The sequence below is a fragment of the uncultured Microscilla sp. genome (genome assembly GCF_947493425.1).
Taxonomy (GTDB): domain Bacteria; phylum Bacteroidota; class Bacteroidia; order Cytophagales; family Microscillaceae; genus Microscilla.
This window is the reverse complement of record NZ_CANLRP010000047.1, coordinates 1-18,215: the sequence shown is the minus strand read 5'-3', so window position 1 is coordinate 18,215 and position 18,215 is coordinate 1. Positions and strand designations below refer to the sequence as shown.

Annotated in this window: 19 protein-coding genes; 7 read left to right on the top strand and 12 right to left on the bottom strand. The window is 40.1% G+C overall.

Features of this window, described 5'->3' with window-relative positions; genetic code table 11:
• Positions 1 to 119: 119 nt before the first annotated feature.
• Both Q0954_RS14100 and Q0954_RS14095 read right to left on the bottom strand, forming a co-directional pair.
• Positions 120 to 710 carry a tetratricopeptide repeat protein gene (locus tag Q0954_RS14100; RefSeq protein ID WP_299457889.1) on the bottom strand — a complete coding sequence of 197 codons (591 nt, stop codon included), beginning with the start codon at positions 708 to 710 and terminating at the stop codon, positions 120 to 122.
• Positions 711 to 762: 52 nt separating this feature from the next.
• Positions 763 to 1,185 (bottom strand): tetratricopeptide repeat protein, encoded by a 423-nt coding sequence (locus Q0954_RS14095; RefSeq protein WP_299457888.1) that lies wholly within the window; start codon positions 1,183 to 1,185, stop codon positions 763 to 765.
• Positions 1,186 to 1,530: 345 nt separating this feature from the next.
• On the opposite strand from Q0954_RS14095, the gene Q0954_RS14090 reads away from it, so the two are divergent.
• The 3 genes from Q0954_RS14090 to Q0954_RS14080 all read left to right on the top strand — a co-directional run bounded on the left by Q0954_RS14090 (position 1,531) and on the right by Q0954_RS14080 (position 3,355).
• Complete coding sequence (locus tag Q0954_RS14090) at positions 1,531 to 1,998, top strand: DUF4920 domain-containing protein (RefSeq protein WP_299457886.1); 468 nt, start codon at positions 1,531 to 1,533, stop codon at positions 1,996 to 1,998.
• 140 nt (positions 1,999 to 2,138) lie between these two features.
• Complete coding sequence (locus Q0954_RS14085; RefSeq protein WP_299457884.1) at positions 2,139 to 2,591, top strand: hypothetical protein; 453 nt, start codon at positions 2,139 to 2,141, stop codon at positions 2,589 to 2,591.
• Between the two features lie 134 nt (positions 2,592 to 2,725).
• Complete coding sequence (locus Q0954_RS14080) at positions 2,726 to 3,355, top strand: hypothetical protein (protein ID WP_299457883.1); 630 nt, start codon at positions 2,726 to 2,728, stop codon at positions 3,353 to 3,355.
• Positions 3,356 to 3,623: 268 nt separating this feature from the next.
• Here Q0954_RS14080 and Q0954_RS14075 read toward each other — a convergent pair whose 3' ends face one another.
• Complete coding sequence (locus Q0954_RS14075) at positions 3,624 to 4,862, bottom strand: M48 family metallopeptidase (protein WP_299457881.1); 1,239 nt, start codon at positions 4,860 to 4,862, stop codon at positions 3,624 to 3,626.
• A 99-nt stretch (positions 4,863 to 4,961) separates the two neighbouring features.
• Here Q0954_RS14075 and Q0954_RS14070 point away from each other — a divergent pair, with 99 nt between their 5' ends.
• Positions 4,962 to 5,675 carry a DUF547 domain-containing protein gene (locus Q0954_RS14070; RefSeq protein WP_299457880.1) on the top strand — a complete coding sequence of 238 codons (714 nt, stop codon included), beginning with the start codon at positions 4,962 to 4,964 and terminating at the stop codon, positions 5,673 to 5,675.
• A 324-nt stretch (positions 5,676 to 5,999) separates the two neighbouring features.
• On the opposite strand, the gene Q0954_RS14065 is transcribed toward Q0954_RS14070, so the two are convergent.
• Positions 6,000 to 6,611 carry an RNA polymerase sigma-70 factor gene (locus tag Q0954_RS14065; protein WP_299457878.1) on the bottom strand — a complete coding sequence of 204 codons (612 nt, stop codon included), beginning with the start codon at positions 6,609 to 6,611 and terminating at the stop codon, positions 6,000 to 6,002.
• A gap of 96 nt (positions 6,612 to 6,707) precedes the next feature.
• Here Q0954_RS14065 and Q0954_RS14060 point away from each other — a divergent pair, with 96 nt between their 5' ends.
• The gene (locus Q0954_RS14060; protein WP_299457876.1) at positions 6,708 to 7,424 is read left to right on the top strand and encodes a hypothetical protein; all 717 of its coding nucleotides are present in this window, start codon (positions 6,708 to 6,710) and stop codon (positions 7,422 to 7,424) included.
• Here Q0954_RS14060 and Q0954_RS14055 read toward each other — a convergent pair.
• From Q0954_RS14055 to Q0954_RS14035, 5 genes are all read right to left on the bottom strand, one after another.
• On the bottom strand, positions 7,421 to 8,491 hold the full coding sequence (locus Q0954_RS14055) for a glycosyltransferase (RefSeq protein WP_299457873.1): 1,071 nt from the start codon (positions 8,489 to 8,491) through the stop codon (positions 7,421 to 7,423). The genes Q0954_RS14060 and Q0954_RS14055 overlap by 4 nt on opposite strands.
• A gap of 78 nt (positions 8,492 to 8,569) precedes the next feature.
• Positions 8,570 to 9,211: a polysaccharide deacetylase family protein gene (locus Q0954_RS14050; protein WP_299457871.1), complete on the bottom strand. Its 642-nt coding sequence runs from the start codon at positions 9,209 to 9,211 to the stop codon at positions 8,570 to 8,572.
• A 50-nt stretch (positions 9,212 to 9,261) separates the two neighbouring features.
• Entirely contained in the window at positions 9,262 to 10,500 is a 1,239-nt protein-coding gene (locus Q0954_RS14045) for a PP2C family protein-serine/threonine phosphatase (RefSeq protein WP_299457869.1), read from the bottom strand.
• 2 nt (positions 10,501 to 10,502) lie between these two features.
• Positions 10,503 to 11,990, bottom strand: coding sequence for an ABC transporter permease (locus Q0954_RS14040; RefSeq protein ID WP_299457868.1), 1,488 nt, complete (start codon positions 11,988 to 11,990; stop codon positions 10,503 to 10,505).
• Between the two features lie 194 nt (positions 11,991 to 12,184).
• On the bottom strand, positions 12,185 to 13,225 hold the full coding sequence (locus Q0954_RS14035) for a glycosyltransferase (protein WP_299457867.1): 1,041 nt from the start codon (positions 13,223 to 13,225) through the stop codon (positions 12,185 to 12,187).
• A gap of 324 nt (positions 13,226 to 13,549) precedes the next feature.
• Here Q0954_RS14035 and ruvC point away from each other — a divergent pair, with 324 nt between their 5' ends.
• Complete coding sequence (ruvC, locus tag Q0954_RS14030; RefSeq protein ID WP_299457865.1) at positions 13,550 to 14,116, top strand: crossover junction endodeoxyribonuclease RuvC; 567 nt, start codon at positions 13,550 to 13,552, stop codon at positions 14,114 to 14,116.
• A 23-nt stretch (positions 14,117 to 14,139) separates the two neighbouring features.
• Here the strand turns inward: ruvC and Q0954_RS14025 are convergent, their stop codons facing one another.
• The 3 genes from Q0954_RS14025 to Q0954_RS14015 all read right to left on the bottom strand — a co-directional run bounded on the left by Q0954_RS14025 (position 14,140) and on the right by Q0954_RS14015 (position 17,244).
• A complete protein-coding gene (locus tag Q0954_RS14025; RefSeq protein WP_299457863.1) occupies positions 14,140 to 15,207 on the bottom strand; it encodes a C1 family peptidase in 1,068 nt (355 codons plus the stop codon).
• A gap of 136 nt (positions 15,208 to 15,343) precedes the next feature.
• Positions 15,344 to 16,753, bottom strand: coding sequence for a M20/M25/M40 family metallo-hydrolase (locus Q0954_RS14020; protein WP_299457862.1), 1,410 nt, complete (start codon positions 16,751 to 16,753; stop codon positions 15,344 to 15,346).
• A gap of 50 nt (positions 16,754 to 16,803) precedes the next feature.
• Positions 16,804 to 17,244, bottom strand: a complete 441-nt coding sequence (locus tag Q0954_RS14015) for a hypothetical protein (protein WP_299457861.1) — start codon at positions 17,242 to 17,244, stop codon at positions 16,804 to 16,806.
• Between the two features lie 237 nt (positions 17,245 to 17,481).
• On the opposite strand from Q0954_RS14015, the gene Q0954_RS14010 reads away from it, so the two are divergent.
• On the top strand, positions 17,482 to 18,039 hold the full coding sequence (locus Q0954_RS14010; protein ID WP_299457860.1) for a hypothetical protein: 558 nt from the start codon (positions 17,482 to 17,484) through the stop codon (positions 18,037 to 18,039).
• Positions 18,040 to 18,215 lie beyond the last annotated feature (176 nt).

The window sequence follows — 18,215 nt, the reverse complement described above, 5'->3', positions numbered from 1 at the left end:
CGGCTAATTTTAAAAGGTTAATTAAAGTGATTACTCGTTTTGAGTATACCCAAATAAGTCATTTTTGTTTTGCAAAAGCAAATTTCAGCCCAAATTCGTTATTTATATTAAGTAAGTTTTTACCTATTATCTCTTATTTCTCTTACTTGTGCTGGGGCTTCTTCTTCCATTGCAGCGTTTTTACTAAAACCTGTACAATATTTCTTTTGTATTTTTGCCGCCCTGAGATAGCTCATACTGGCAGCATATTGCCAATCGTTGCAAGCACCCAGTGTATCGCCCAGGTGCATTTTTGCTTTGCCTCTTATATAATAGGCTTCAGGGTCGTTTGGCTTACGCCTAATAGATGTACTTAGTTTGCTTACTGCTTCTTTATATTTTTTGAGCTCATAATATGAAATACCCAGATTAAAATAAGCGTCTATCAAATCGGGATTGAGTTGTATGGCTGTATTGCAATCTTCAATTGCTCCTCTGTAGTTTTTTAAGTTATACTTTACATTAGAGCGCCCCAGGTATGCCTTGGCATGCAATGGATTTACTTTCAATGCTCTGCCAAAATCTTTCACTGCTCCTTTGTAGTCTCCCTGATACGATTTAATATTGCCCGATTTAAAATAGGCATCTGCTCCTTTGCGACCAGACATGCACCCGACAATAATAGTGATGATGATTATAAATGATAAACTATTTAATTTCAAAAAAAACATATTTAATACTCAATGGTTTTTGACTACACCTGTTTTAAATGTGTAGTACCTTTTAGCGACAATACTTTTTTATATATACACTAGATTCTGCAAATCCTAACTCGCCGGCTTTTTTTATGTCTTCGCAAGCACCTTCGTTATCACCTGCTTCATGCTTCACCTGGGCTCTGCCTGCATACGCCATCGCGTGTTTGGCATCAATGGCAATGATACGATTAAAGTCTGCTACTGCTTCCTGAAAGTCTTCAAGCTTAAAGTACGCCATACCACGAAGGTAATACGCTTGTTTAAACTTGCCGTCAAGTTTTATTGCCTGGTCAAACAAAGCAATCGCGGCCTTATATTCTTTAGCTGCGCTTTTTTCTTTACCTTGTTTAAGCAATTTAGCGGGTGTATCTTGTGCTTGAGCAATGTGTGCCATACAGCTCATAACGATTACCGCCGAAAAAATGCATAGTTTGTATAATTGTCTCATTGTTTCTTGTGATGGGTTATAGAACTTGTTTAAGGTTTCTCCAAATAATTCAAAAAGCTAGTTTTGCTCTCAAAGCATAAACCTTAAACAAGTTCATTGTAAATAAAATCTTTTGCCATGTTACATGAGTAATCATACCAAAGAAACGATGTTTTGTGTTTTTTGATTGAAGTCTGTTATCATAAACTACTAATAATCAAGTAAATTTACTGACTTTTTAATAAATTTGCGTTAATATTCTATATTTTTGTACAGATTAGTCACCCATCATTTTATAAATCAGACCTGTACTATTTGTACACAAAAATTGACATTCACTACATTTAAATTAATAATACCATGCTTATGAAAAATATTTTAGTTGTAGCCTTGTTCTTCACAATAAGTATTTGCTTTGCCCAAGCTCAAAACATGCAACGCTTTGGAAAAAAAATAACCCCTGAAAAAGCTCAAAATGCTTCGTCGTTGTATACAATTCTGGCGACCAAAGAAAAAAGTGGCAAAGTAAAGCTTAAAGGGGAAGTGTTGGCTGTTTGTAAGAAAAAGGGCTGTTGGATGAAAATGGACATGGGCGATAAGAATGATAAGCTATTTATACGTTTCAAAGACTATGGTTTTTTTGTACCCAAAGACTGTGACGGAAAAACTGCAGTAATTGAAGGTGTAGCCAAAAAAGAAACAATTACGGTGGCTCAGTTGCGTCATTATGCACAGGACGCCGGAAAGAGTAAAAAAGAGATTGAAGCAATTAATCAACCACAGAAAAAATATACTTTTGAGGCCACTGGAGTTATTTTAATGTCAGATAAATAAAATACCCTCTTACGGTTGGATCCTTTAATGACTAACAAACTTGGTAATCAAGTTTGTTAGTTGAAAAATATTCAAAGCAGCATGCAAAAAAACCTTATGAAGTGTTCAAGCACAATGCTCACCTCAATTGTCGGTTTAGTATGAAAAAATCTTTTCTTTTGGTAAGTATCATCATTTTTTTGGGTGCAGTAAACTACAATTGCTCTTCTCCCCATAAAAAACTGTTCAAGCAATTGGCGGCAGAACAAGACCGTAGCAGGTACCCCAATGATGACAGCGAATTGGCTCTGTTAATGCGCGCAATGGATAAAGACATGCGATTGCTCAAAAAAGCAGTGGTAAATCAATCAGAACTACCACGGTTGCTCAAGAAGTTTAAAGCAATTCATGTAGCTACCCCTACCGATGCTGAGGTAAAAACCCCACAGTTTACAGTATTGGCGCAACTAATGGTAGACAATACTCAAAAAATATACAAAGCCAAACATAAAAAGAAAGCATACAATTTACTGGTAAACAATTGCATTGCCTGCCATCAAAGCTATTGCCCTGGCCCTGTGGTAAGGATCAAAAAACTAAAAATTTCAGAATAATTATTTACGTTTTCACACTTTACCAGGCTTTGATATAGTTTAGAAAAAGAAACCATAGAACTTATTAATTTGTGTTTATGACAGCTTTATCGAATAGCGCTTTAACAAATAGCGGCTCTCATCCTGAAAGGTTGATGCACACTACTCAAGATATTTATAAGATTAGGTGCTTGCTAGACAGCGACGAGGAAACTAATATAAGGATGGCGCTTCAGATTGTAAAAGGGATGGGTGTTCCTAAAGAGTTGTATGTCGATTTTAATAATACATTTCTGAAAATATTTCTTTGCCTCGAAGAGGGCATACTTGCACCGCTGCAGTCTTTGCAAAAACTTGAACTATTTGCTCTGGAACAACTAAAACACCTGCCCGATGCCATTGGAAGTTTGCACAACCTCAAAATGCTGAACCTGTGCGCCAATGCATTACAAGTAATTCCTGAAAGCATTGGCAAATTACAAAAATTGCAATACTTAAATCTTGACAGTAACTACTTGCACCAGTTGCCCGCAAGCTTGGGACAACTAAAAAAGCTTGAATGGCTTGAGCTAGGACAAAACAAACTGGAAATACTGCCAGATAGCATCGGACAACTAAAAAATCTGCGCTATTTAAATCTCAAAAGAAATTACCTCACAAGCTTACCTTCTTCGTTTTTAGAGCTTCGCCAATTGACAGAATTATACCTTGAGGGCAACCAGTTTAGTAAAGCGTTTATTGAACACTTACAAAACCGTATGCCTCATACCCGAATTATTCTGTAAGAAACAAGCAGTGAGTTTTAAGTCCTTAGGAATGGTACCAAAATAAATTTACATTCTTAATCTCATCTTTTGAGGCTATACTTTGTTAAAAAATAGCCGAATAGCGCTGCTATTAGCCGATTTTTTACCGCGTCTAGCAACAAAATATTTTAGCGTTACTATAGAAATTTATTTTTACACCATTCCTTAGATACCGATGTATATCGGTGCAACAAGCAGGTAACTCACTAACAGGCAATACTTTCTTGGACAAGTCGCTAATATTGTATTAATCAGCTTCTTGCATAGCTTTGAGCCTTGTTAACAATGGTGGGTGCGAATAATGGAAAAACACATAAGCCGGATGGGGAGTTAGGTTGCTTAGGTTGTCACGCGATAGTTTTTTGAGGGCACTGGCAAGTGCCTTGCTATTATAAGTAGTGCAAGCATACGCATCGGCTTCGTATTCGTTTTTGCGGGAAAAAATATTCATGAATAAACTAGTGATCATGGAAATGGGTGAGTATAAAAAACCAAAAGCCATAAGGTTGAGCCCAATGTTGAGCGATGAGGCTCCTAATGCCTGAGACAATGCCGGATTAAAAAGAAACCACGAAAGTATAAATAAAACCAACCCTATTTGCAACACCGAAATAAGCATGCTCACTGGGATATGTTTCTTTTTGTAGTGCCCTACCTCGTGTGCCAATACCGCTACCAACTCTTCGGTACTATGGTTTTGAATCAAGGTATCGTATAATACAACTTTCTTTTTGGCACCCATGCCACTAAAAAATGCATTGGCTTTGGTAGACCGCTTGGAGCCATCTATTACAAATAAATTATTAAGCGGGAAACTTACCTTTTGGCAGTACTGCTCTATTGCAGTACGTAGTTCGCCCTCTTCGAGCGGAGTAAGCTTGTTAAACAAGGGCATAATAAGGCTGGTATAAAACATATTCATAAACACCATAAACGCCGCAATAACCACCCAAAAATACACCCAAAACTGCTGTTGCATTTGGGCAACAAGGTATAAAAATGCAAAACCTAACACACCACCCAAAATACCTCCTAATACATACCCTTTGACCTTGTCAATGATAAATGTTTTAGGGGTGATTTTGTTAAACCCAAAGCGCTCTTCTATCACAAATGTACTATACAGTTGAAAAGGCAAAGTCAAGACATCGTTGGCGAGCATTAATACCGCAAAAAAAGCCATTGTTTGTCCAATAGGATGATTTATTTGCCCGTTGACCCACTCAGCCACAACCGCAAACCCACCAGTAACAATAAGCATCAAAGTAACTACAAAACTCAAGGTGCCAGTAAACAATGAAAAATGCCCTACTGCTTTTTTATACGCTAACGACCTTTGATATTCATCATTTGTATACAAGCTCTCTAGTGCTTGTGGTAAGTTTGCCGGACTGTTTTTCAGGTTGAGCCATAGCAATAGATTGCTTAATAACTCATTAAAACAGAGTATAACTATAATTATGATCAATAGATTTTGAGGAGTCATATTTTCAGCTTGTGTTTAGTAACAAAGTCAAAATAAAGCAATATTCCCTAAATTGTAAAATCAGTGAACCATTTCGCAATTTTGATAGTTGAATAAGGCATGGAAAAACAATTTAACCTAGCTACTACTTCACCTACTCAATTGGCACAAGCACTCTTGTATGCCATCAAAACCAAAAAGCCCCATGAAGAACACCTCAAGGCATTGCAGGCATTTAATGTAGAAAGTTTGGCAAATATGTTAGACTCGCAAGCCAAGCAATTGAGCTTTTGGATCAATATCTACAATGCTTTCATCTTGCTAGAGTTTTATAAAACATCTGGTCAAAAACCTGTCAATTTCTTCACAAAAAAATGTATTCCTATTGCAGGGCAAGTTATGAGTTTTGATTTGATAGAGCATGGCATTTTGCGCCGCTCTAAATTTAAGTATAGCCTGGGGTATTTCAATAAGCTATTTGTGAGTAAAACAGAAAAACAACTACGAGTAGACAAAGTAGATTACCGCATTCATTTTGCCCTCAACTGTGGCGCCAAAAGCTGTCCCCCTATCGCCTTTTACTCAGCCGAAAACATTGAGGAGGAATTAGACCTTGCCACAGCTGCTTATCTCGAAAATGAGAGTATTTATCATGCTCGTAAGAATATGGTAGAAATTGCTAAATTAATGCAATGGTTTCGAGGGGATTTTGGCGGAAAAAATGGTGTCATTCGAATGCTTCAACAATACAGTATTATTCCCACAGATACCCGCCCACGTTTGGTGTTTCGCCCTTATGACTGGACTGTGATATTAGATAATTTCAGGGAGTAGTTAGGGGGCTTTTTGTTAGTCCATAGCGCCCACAGGGGCAAGCGACAAGTCACAAATCCTTAGATACCGATGAATATCGGTGCTACACCCTGTTCCCTGACACACGCCATAAAATCATCACTAAGGAACCGAGCGCAGTGAGTCCTTAGATGCCTACTCTGCTCTGCGTCAGCTACGCCAGCATTGGTCAATGATCGATAGTTTTTTACGGTTTGCAGAGTCTTTAATTGGTCTCACACATTCTCGTTTTTACTAATAAAATAATCGGTGGTTTTTAGCCTCGCTTCGCGAACCATAAAACCATTTTTTAACCCACTTCAATAACTAATAGCCAACAGCTAATAACCACACAATCATTAGTTCCCAATGTTGTTTGATAAAGGTACGTAGCTTTTTGAAGGCAATGCCCATTTGGGCTTCTACGGTCTTTTTGGAAATACCTAGTTGATCTGCCACTTGTTGATAGCTCAAGCCCTCGATGCGAGTCAAGGTAAAAATCTCGCTGCATCGTTTGGGTAAGGCTGCTATTGCCTGAGATAGCACGTGCTGAAGTTCGGCATTGTGCATGGCTTCTTCTACAGTGGCATTCTCAGCAATATAGATGGGGTGTTCGTCGGATGAGGTAGAATGTGATTTTTGTGACACTTGGGTAGCTTTGCTTTTCAGATAATTGATAGAACGGTTTTTGACTGATGTATAAAGGTAGGCTTTGATTGAAGATTGTATTTTGAGTTTTTGGCGTTTTTCCCAAATATTGATGAAGGTTTCTTGTACTACTTCTTCCGATAATTGCTCTACCTTAAGGTACATAAAGGCGAAGTTGCAAAGCTCCTGATAGTAGCGTTTAAACACATATTCAAAAACGGATTGGTTGTGTGCGCTAATTTTCTCTACAATTTGTGCATCAGTATACTTACTATATTCGTTTTTATGCATTAGTTAAACTTACCAAATGATTGATTGTCAAAAAAGCAGGGAATGCGTAAGTTAAATATTTGACTGCAAAGAAGGAAACAAACTACTTGTAAAAAAATGAAATACTCACCGTACCTTACTTTTATTTTACTCTGTTGCTTATATATGCATAGTTCAGCCCAATCTATAGTACACCCCATAGTAAACGCCCAAAAGAATAAAATACTTCGCATAGAAGCACTTGTTCAGTTGCTTGTTCAACAGGGTGTCACTGTGACTGATTGGACAATAGAGCTATGGAAAACCGGCTACGAAGCCACACTCAAAGTGAAGGAAAAAACTGGGGTTATGTACACCGTTGGGGTTCAATGCTATACAAAAGATGAAGTGTATGCTTCTCTGCAGAGTAAGGAGGCTTTCGTTGAAAAAATGTTCGATCAAGCCAATCAAACTTCTGGTCAAAGGTCTAACTGGCTTCGTTTTTTTGAAACACAAGCCTCTCAGGTAGATGCAGTAGATGCAGTGCTGGCTGTTTGTGATCAAAGCCGACATCAAACTACAGTAACGATTCATTCGGACAATCGGATTAAAATCAAATATACCAATCACTGGAACGCCAAGTCGTTGAAACATAAAACCAACTACTATATGATAGATGCCCACTTTGACATTGCAGAAGGTGCTCACAATCTAAGAAAAATGAGCAACGAATTTGTTTTTGGTAAAACAATGAAAGTAGGGGTATCTGATAACTCCAGTAAACAAAACCAAGGGTGTGGCAACCGGATGCTGGCAAAACTCAAGGCATTGCATCAGCAACAAAACAAAGACTAATACTTTCTCCCCTTCCACCATACCTTGACAGGCAACAAGTAAAACACCGTCATGAGCCAGGTAAATGTCACATGGTATACTTCAAACAATGCCAGATATACGACCAGGTGGATGTGTTTTGCCCGTTGTAATGTAACAGCAATAAAGCCACTCTGGAGCAACAACTTTGCTGTTGCCAAACCCACCGCCCAAAGGGGTGAAAACCAACTTAAACCCAATAAAAGAAGCCAAAAACTACTGTGCAAACCAAAAAATAGGGCTAAAAACCAAGGCGCTTGCAAAGCCCCCGACATCCAACGCTTGCGCTGATGTAGCCAAGCCTTGACCGTGGGCACTGGTTCTGACAAGGCTGTTACATCAGGGTGAATCATATTTTTGAAAGCGTAGTCTTGTGCCACTACTGCCCGAAACAAGGCAAAATCTTCGGTAATAGAAAAAGGAATTTGTTCGTAGCCCCCTGTTTTACGATAAGCTACAGGACATATTCCCATGTTGTTGCCCATCGCCGTGACTGGAATGCCCCAATTGCTCCACACCTTGATCAACCCCAATGAATAAGCCCAGTCTATGGACTGAAGTTTATCAAATAGGCGCTTGCCTCGCACCAAGGTAAAGCCCGTGACAATACCTACTGGTTTCCCCTTTACCTTGCTTTGCAAAGCCGCCAACATTGCCTGCACCCAATGCGTAGGCACGGCAATGTCGGCATCGGTTACTAACCAGTATTCGCCTTGAGCGGCTTGCGCTAAATGTGCCAACACATTTGCCTTGCCCTTTGCCTTGCCCAAGTTTTGCTCAATGTTGATGAGTTGGAAATGGGGTTTGTTCACGATAAAACCTTGGATAATTTGGGCAGTAGTATCGGTAGAGTGATCGTTGCCAATGAGTATTTGTAAGTGGGCTTTGGGGTAGTTGAGCGCTTCTAAAGCTTGCAGGCATCTCAAAATATTGGCGGCTTCGTTGCGGGCAGCTACCATAATAGTTACTTTGGTAACCACATCAACCTTTGCTATTTGGCAATGATCTTTGTGCCAAAGCAAGCCCAACAGCAAACCTGTCTGCAGCAAGAGGTAAATAACTAAGAGAATGAGTAGGTAGATGATGGCAGATGTTTTTTTTATTATTATTTCAATACTTACAGCAACTCAGATGTTATCCCCAATCGCCTCAAAACCAAAACCTTGCTCGGCAAAGTGTGCCAAGTAGCGGGGCAGTACATACCTCAATTTGTCAATAGACTTTACACTGTCGTGAAAAACCACAATAGAACCAGAAGTGGTATAGTCTATAGCTTTTTGCAAACACACCTCAGGCTCGAGGGTGGGGTCGAAATCATAGGTAAGCACATCCCACATAATAACCTGATAACGAGTAACAAGAGACTTCATTTGGCTACGCTTTACTTTACCATAAGGTGGGCGAAATAAGGGTTTATGGGGCGAATGGCTGGCAGCATTCATAGTTTGATAACACTGTTCTATATTGGCCAGGTACTCTTTGTCTTCGGTCTTCCATCCGTTGAGATGGTGGTAAGTATGGTTACCTGTGCGGTGTCCGTGGACAACCACTTGCTGATAAATATCGGGGTGTTTTCGAACATTGTCACCCACGCAAAAGAACGTGGCTTTTGCCTGGTATTGCTTGAGTTGATCCAGCACATATTCGGTTACTTCTGGAATAGGTCCATCGTCAAAGGTGAGGTAAATAGTGGGGTGTTGAGTGTCTATTTTCCAGGTATACTGAGGAAACATTTGACGTACCCACCAGGCAGTTCTAAAAAAACGCATATTATTGTATTAAATCATCCTTTGTAAGAAGTACTTATCTTCCACAAAGTTTAGCCTTCATCATCTTCTTCTTGGGTATAACGACAAGATAACATGGTAATGTCGTCACTGTACTGGTTTTCTTGTTTAAACATCTGAATCTCTCGAATCAGTTGATTGTGTAGTTTGGTTACGTCCATATCACGGTTTTTGGTAATAAACTCCATCAAACGCTCAATGCCGTATTCTTCGCCTTCAGGGTTAGAGGTTTCTGTAATACCATCGGTATAACTAAACAACAAAAACTCGTCTATATTGTCTACACTTTTTTGGTTGATGAAAGGCAGTGGATCAAAAATACCTAAAATAGTAGTGCCACTGTGTAGTTGGTGTGCTTCATTGTTATACAACAAAAACGCAGGATTGTGTCCCGCATTGATGTAGTTAAACTGACGGGTGGTGGTATTATATAGCCCTATAAAAAAGGTAATGAAGTGATCACCTTGGGCATTTTGCCAGATCAGGCTATTCAACTCACTAATAATTTCGTTTAAATCAGTCGTTTGGCGGGTAAGGGTACGCAACGATGCCTGGAAGTTAGACATTAACAGGGCTGCTGGTACTCCTTTGCCCGATACGTCGGCAATACACAGTACAAACTCTTCGTCTGACACAGGAATGTAATCGTAATAGTCGCCCCCTACTATATGGTGAGGAAAATAGGTAGCCTCAATCTGCAGAGATTTGGTTTTGGGCAACGACTTAGGAAAAAGCATAGATTGCACTTGCTTGGCAATATCAAGTTCTTTTTTAAAGGTTTCCTGTCTGATTTGCTTACGCACCAACTTCTTATTTTCAATGGCCACAATGATGATATTACTCAAGGTTTGCACAAAGCGGGTATCTACATCATTTAGCTCTGAATCGCTTTCATTAGAATCAAGAAACACATAGGCAAGCACCTTGTCTTTATGAAAAACCGGAATAATTACATCAAACTCATTAAAAGATTCGGTAGAAAAGTCTACATGGTCTACCGGAGAAATGTCACGAATGTCGGAAAGGGCTTCCGCTTCCAGATCTATGTGAGAAAAATCGAGATTGGTACCAAAGTCTACCTTACACTGCCACTTGTTGTCATCATCTTCAAAAACATAGAGGGCAAGCTTTTCTACTTGTAAATTACCCTGAAGTGTAAATTTGTACATTTTGTACAAAGAGTCTTCCGGAGCATTGTTATTAATTACTTGAGTAATCTCAAGAATTGAGTTAAGCTCTAGTTCAATCAAATGAAATTTCTTCTGATACATACTCACCGAGTTATCGTTTTAGGGTCGAAAGCGTCACGTAGTCCATTACCAAACAAATTAAACGCCAACACCATTAGACTGATACAAAAGCTTGGGAAAAACACCAGATAAAAACCACCAGGCGTAGTCATAAGCCTGAAACCATCGGCCACCATAATACCCCACGAAGGCATAGGAGGCGCTACCCCTAAACCTAAAAAGCTTAAACCAGCTTCTATCAATATTGCTGAAGCAAAATTAGAAGTAATGATTACAATCAAAGGTCCAATGATATTTGGCCAGATGTGTACCCGTATAATGCGCAAGCTATGCATTCCCAAAGCACGGGCAGCTTCTATATATAGTTTTTCTTTTACAGATAATATTTGTCCTCTTACCACGCGGGCTATTTCTACCCAGGTAGTGAGCCCTACAGCCACAAAAGCCACCCATACCCCACGACTTTGCAAAGCAAGGCTAATGGCTATTACCAACATAATGCCCGGAATAGACCACACCACGGTCATAAACCACATGATGACACTGTCAACCATGCCTCCAAAAAAACCAGCCAGCGAGCCTAATGTGAGCCCTACCATCAATGAGATAGCTACCGATACCAAGCCTATACCCAACGAAATACGCACCCCAAACAACAAACGACTGAGCATGTCGCGCCCGGTATGGTCGGTACCTAAAATAAAGGTACGATACTCTAGGTTATGCTTGACAAAGTTTTGTTTTAACTCTTCTGCCGTAGTCATTCTTGCCCGGTCTTTCAAGTCATAATAAGTCACCCGGTTACCACTTACTTTGATATCTTTGGCTGTAGAAATACTATGCACAACATCTACCAACTGTATTGTTGATGATTTAATACCTCCAAACTCTAGGTAAGTCAAACTTACACCATCTATCTGATAGGGCAACACCTGATTGGCTTGTTTGATAATGGTAGTCAAGTATTTGTCAGTGTTTTGACCACCTATAATTTTTCTTAACATATTGTCAAAATCAGCCTTGGGGCGCAGAAAAGAGGTTATTTTGGGTTTGTTTTTCAAACTATCTATCAGGTTAGCAGGCAGCTTTGACTCTAAGGCTTTTATTTGAGGTGGCAACAACTGATATGAGGTATCGGCAAGGGGTATAATGCGGTAGTCGCTTTCTTGCCCAAAGAGTAGTTTATAAAAAAAATTGTGTTGTTTTACTGCGCGGTCTTTTCTTATTTTGAGCATGCGAGCTCTAAAACCTGGAGGTTGTTGTTTGATCTGGTCTACCCTGTCGTTAGCATTGGGTGTGTTGTCTGGCATAATAGAATACCCCAACAACGCAATGACCACTGCTATACAAATTACAATCATTCCAAACACTGCCGGAGTATTGGCAAAGAGTCGTTTTTTGACGTAATAGTAAGGTGTCTTTAACTGCTGTTGTTTTTTACCTGATAATATCAGGCTTTTCAACTTTTTGGTCTTTTTGTTTCTTTTATTTTCTGTATTCTTTTTTGCCATAACAATGCAAATGATTGCCTTTTTTAATAGTAATATACAATGTAAAATAACTGAGGCAATCTTATCTGGTAATGGTTGAATAGTAAGTTTTGTGTACTACTCGTGGTGCTTTATTCTAAGTAAAACTACAAAAATAGCTTACTCCACCAAACAGGTATTTTGTTTTATTGAAACACTTTCTTTTTCGCGTCTTGCTAACTCAATTTTCTTCCTTTCCAGTCATAAACTCCCTTGTGGTGAGCCAATAAACCAAAAAAAACAACATATAAAGGATAAATGGTTTGAACTATAGGTATCCACCAAATAAACTTTCTTTTTTTGAGATAGTTTAGCACTAAACTTAAAAATATAAATTCAACTATGCATTTGATGCTTATTTGCGTCAAAAACGCATTTGCAGAATATCCTCCAAAAAGGTACGCCAAAAAAGCGAACAATAAACCAAAATTACAAAGAAAGATAAAAAAAGCGAGCATTTTGACTTTATAATCCTTGTAAAAGCTCCATTTGCTCGCCCACCTTTTACGCTGATGAAAAAACTTGTTTAAGGTTGGTACCGGGTGTGTACTGACGATACTTTGGGGGTGTTTTACAAAATAGACCCTGTGGGGATACTTTTGGGCAATTTTGTGCATCAAAAATTCATCATCACCTGAGGCCAGATGTTCGGTACCAGTAAAACCACCTACAGCCTCAAAAGCAGCTTTACTGTATGAAAGATTTGCCCCATTGCACATATTGGGGTTGCCCAACTGTAGCGAAGCCGCTCCAGACCCTATCAAGCTGGCAAACTCTACTACTTGTACCTGGGCAAACAAATGGTTGGCTGGAGCAAAGGTGACTGCCCCACTAACGAGTTGTGCGGCATGTTGCTGATAAAACGTATAGTATACTTGCAACCACCCAGGCAACACCCGACAGTCACCATCGGTAGTAACCACGTAGGTACCTTGTGCCACCTGAATTGCCTTGCGAATACCCGCTTTTTTGGGAGATGCTTCTGCTTCGTTTTGGTGCAAATGCAACAACTGAAGGCTAAAACCTGCTTGCGCAACATACGCTTCTATCAAGGCAACGGTTTGGTCAGTAGAGTGATCGTTTACTATAATTACCTCAAACAAGTCTTTGGGCAAGGTTTGGGCACTCAAATCATGTAACAAAGCCAGGATGTTTTCGGCTTCGTTGCGTACCACTATCACCACCGACAACACGCAAGATGTTTCAGGAAAACTCATAGGGTTTGACTGGATACTAAAAAAAGGGATTTTTATCCAACCAAAAATCAAATATGCCGCAAAAAAAGCATAAATTGTAAGAATTACGGTAATAATAATCTCCAAGGGATCAATACTTTAGGGGTTGCCAGAGGTGTAAAACCCGAATAAAATAAAAAGAGATGGTCACATCTAAAGTGTGCTCCAAGGTAATTTGAAATTCAATGTTTTTTATTCACAAATACAGTTGAGCAGCAAGATACAAGGTTAAGCTGACAAGTGCTTGACTAGCTCGGTTAAAATTCAGGCAAAACATTGGTTTCTGTAATGAGAAAATCAATACTTATGGAAAAAAAGGAAGGCGAAAAAATTATCATAGGCATCGACCCTGGTACTCAATTGATGGGCTACGGGTTGATCCTGGTCAAAGGCAAAAAAGTAAGCGTCATACAATATGGGGTAATTCATTTGGCAAAATACAGTGATCACGCCCTAAAACTCAAAAAAATATTTGAAAGGGTGAGTCAGTTAGTAGAAGAATACCTCCCCGACGAGATGGCACTGGAAGCACCTTTTATGGGCAAAAACGTACAAGCGGCACTTAAACTTGGCAGGGCCCAAGGAGTAGCAATGTCAGCAGCTTTAGTGCGCCAAATACCTATAGCCGAGTACGCCCCCCGCAAAGTAAAACAATCGGTTACGGGTAGTGGCAATGCCTCCAAAGAACAAGTAGCCAGAATGCTGGAAAAACAACTGAACTTTACTTTTCACGAAAATGATACACTGGATGCTTCCGATGCCTTAGGTGTGGCGCTCTGCCATTACTTTCAAGGCAAGCTTGGGGGTATGAACAAAGCAAAAAGCTGGGGAAGTTTTCTGAAAGATAACCCCAACAGGATTGCCAAGAAGTAAGTCAAGCTAAAAAATAAGCCAAGCTACAGCTTTAGTTTTTTCTTTAACGTCTTGGGTAGCGCCTTTTTGTGCAACATCAACGATACTGTTTTGAGTTTGATAAAACCCTCTGACAAATACATATAGCCTCCACACTGGTTGCGGGTGCCCCACGAGTTTTTAACAATGTAGTATTTCTCTTTGCCTTTTTGGGCAATTCCTACAATGTGCATCACGTGGTCTACAGTGGTGGCGTGGTTGTCGAAACTGGCTTGCCGCATTTGCTGGTCAATGTTTTGATTGCCCGGAATAGTGGCCAATGACGAACGAAACTTAAACGTTTTTTCGGTAACATCACCGTTCCATACCAATGTATACCCTCGCCCCAGAGCATAGTCAATGGTTTGCATAAACTCGCTGAGTGGTACATTATGGTATAACCCAAAAGACCAATTGTAACGCGACTCAAGGCAAAACGGCTGGTAAAAAGGGTGGTGGTTATAAGAAGTGAGCGTTATATAGTCGTTGGTATTTAAACCTACCTGGGTTTTGGCATAACTCTGAGGAGTATATCTTTTGCCTTGATATACAAAGCTTTGGGGTATGGTACCCAAATGAGCATCTAATATTGCCGAAAAATCTGTTGGCCAGTTTGCCGGTCGATGCTTGCCTTTTTTCTTCGTCACACCTACTACAAACTTTTTTGCGGCAGAGTCTAACCGAGCGTGGTTGTGGTACCGTTCTCCGTATATTCTGCCCGAATACGCACCTTCGGGTACAATACCAAAATCGCGTATGGCATTCATTACATCATGGGGTTGCCCACCTGCCGTAAAAAAAGAGTGCCCCATCATACGCACATACATGGTGGCTTTTTGTTGGTAAATCATACGGGCAATATACATTTCAGACAAGTCGAGGGGTGGTTTGCCCTGACGCAACAACTCACTCTCGATAAAAGATACTGCGGCAAAACTCCAGCAGGTACCCGATCTGCTTTGGTTTTTGATAGAAGTAGCATCATTTTTTTTAACAATGGTAAATCCTGAGAGTTGCTGCGCCTGGAGTGATATTACCGCGCAAAACATAAGAAGAGTATAGATATATTTCATTGCCGTTTTTTTAATTTGAACGAAAAAATTTGTTCAATATAATAATACTTGCAACGATACAGCTTGCTACATAGTTTTAGAGCAAAACAAAACCTGCCAGATGATGAGTCTGGCAGATGATGATACGCTGCTCCTGCTATAAACCATATTCTGACAAGAGATACACCATGGTGGCCATGGCAGCCGCCCCCAATTGTAGCTCACGAGGGTTTACTTTATCAAAAGTATCTGTTTCGGTGTGGTGGTAGTCAAAATAACGTTGCCCATCAGGGCTCAACCCCATAATGGTTACGCCTTGGGTACGCAATGGACCTATATCGGCCCCTCCCCCACCTTTGCGCAACAGTACACCATAGGGCGCAAAAAGTGTTGACCATTTTTGTACTTTGTCAAACTTCTTAAAATCATTGTTTATCCCAATGGCACGAGGGCTGAAACCGCCTGCGTCGGACTCTAGTGCCGCAATGTGTTTTTCTTTGTTTTGCGCTGCCAGTTCAGCATATTTGCGCCCACCACGCAACCCGTTTTCTTCATTCATAAACATGACTGCCCTGATTGTTCTCTTAGGCTTGATACCTGCTGCCTTGATCAAACGTAACACGTCCATAGACTGAACCACCCCAGCCCCATCATCGTGGGCGCCATCGCCTGTGTCCCAAGAGTCTAGGTGACCGCCCACTACAATAATTTCGTTGGGATATTGTGTGCCCTTGAGCTCGCCCACTACATTGTACGATTTTTTCTCTTTGAGCATTTTGCAGGTAGTACGAAAATAAAACTTAAGCTTTCGATCGTCTTTAAGCAAGCCACTCAACAATTCGGCACCTTTGGTGCTGATTGCCACGGCAGGTATTTTGGGTACATTTAGCTGGTAACGCAAACTTCCAGTATGAGGGTGATCATCTATTCGCCCGGTCATAGAACGCACCACCACTCCTATAGCACCTAGTTTGGCAGCTTCTGAGGCTCCAGAGCCTCGCTGATTGACCGCCCCTCCATAAGCCCTGAAAGTAGCAATTTTGGTATTGTCAAAAGGGCGATTAAAAAACACAATTTTGCCCTGTACTGCACCTTTGCCCAGTTTACGCAACTCATCAAAGCTTTTTACCTCTACTACTTCAGCGGCAATGCCTTGCCCCCCCGTACCTACAGAGTTGCCCAAAGCGCATACACGCACCTCTTGTGAACCTATGTTTTTTGAGTTTATAATTTTGCCTACTTCTTGGTCACCACGTACCCAGTGAGGCACCATTACCTCTTGCAAAAACACTCGGTCAACCCCTAAAGTATCCATTACCTGCCGGGTAAACTCTACCGCCGCTGCTGCCTGAGGCGACCCTGCCAAGCGCCCACCTATTTTGTTGCACAAAAAGTCGAGCCACTCATAGGCCTTGGGTTGGGTAAGCGACAAATTATACATTTTACGAATGAGTTGCTGGTCTTTTGTGGGCTTTTGATTGTTTTGTGCCTGCCCTGGCACCGCCCACCACATGAGCAATATGAGTAGTAGTATTGCTTTTGGATGGTTACAGTAATTTTTTTTCATATATACTTCAATTACGAGTGAGAAAATCACGAATTGTTAAAAACCAAATACTACCTCACCACCACTGCATTTTGCAAACGATACAACAAGTGGTTGGGGTCGGTAGCGTTGAGTTTGAGTATACCTTTGAGCACTATAGGTTTGTCAGTGTATTTAATCTTTTGTGTGCTGGTTACCTCCATCACGGTTTCGGGGCCTGCCCCTCCGCAAAAATAACAAAGGTTATAAGGCAACGCTGATAGTATAAAAAAGCCTTGCTTGGTATAAGCCTCTATAGGTATAAGGTAACCTTTGATGGTGATACTTTTGCCATTGAGGGCTTTTACTTTGCTTCCAAATAGTGGGATGTCTACCTCATATCTTTTTTGAGAATCATATTTAGTTTTGATTTGTATATCTTTAAGGGTTTTCCAAACAGCATAGGGATTTTGAGCATATAAGCCTGGGCTACCCAAGGCAATAAAGTATATAAGAATAAGGAGTTTTTTCATATGTAAAACAAGCGATTAAACCATTGATAAGCAATGACCACGACACAGAGAAAAACAAGATTTGTAGCTGCATCATCCTTCACACCGTAAAGGTAAGTTACACATAAGCTTTTCGTTGTTAGCAAAAAAATTGCTCAGTGTAGATTTATCCCGTAAACTTATGATCTTTTTAGGAAAATATGGCTATAAAACTGGGTACATGATACAAAACAACAATCAGGATTAGTTTAAATATTGATGAAAATGAGAAAAATGAGGTTGCTTTTAGGATTGGTAGCAGGGTTGTTTTTGGGCACTCAAAGCATGGGGCAAGCTCAAAACAAAAAAGTACGCTACATTCAGGATTTATATTATTATATCAAAGATAAAATTACTCAGGAGAAGTACTATATCAACGAATATAACTTTAACTCTACCGGAAAAGGCTTGCCTAGGCAAGGAGATTACAAAAGGTTGGAACGCTATTTTTACAGTTTTAGTGGTAAGGCAGCCCCTACTATTCGTACCATTACCATAAAAACAGTAGTGAAAAAAACGCTTGATTATGAAGAGTTTTTGTATGACTTGGACGGTCAACTAATTTTTTATTATGAAAAGCGCAACGATAAGAAAAAGCTCTACGGTGAAATTTCTATTTATTTTAACAAAGGCAAAGCGATTCATATTGTCAAAGACCGTCAGGTATTTGACGAGACCACGATTGACCAAAGCGAAAAATTTCTAAAATTGGCCTGGAATAAAGGAAACTCTTACCACAAAAAATTTGATACTCAAATGGCTAGGTATAGAGAGTAGTTTAATTACGAATTAGTCCATAGTCAGTAGTCGGTAGACCATAGTGGCTTCGCGCCCATTAGGAATTACGAGTTTGAGAATTACGAAAGTCCATAGTCAGTAGCCCCCACAGGCATTGCCTGATCTTCAGGCAACTACCTGATCTAGCGTTTAGCCCACTACATGTGGTTATTTAT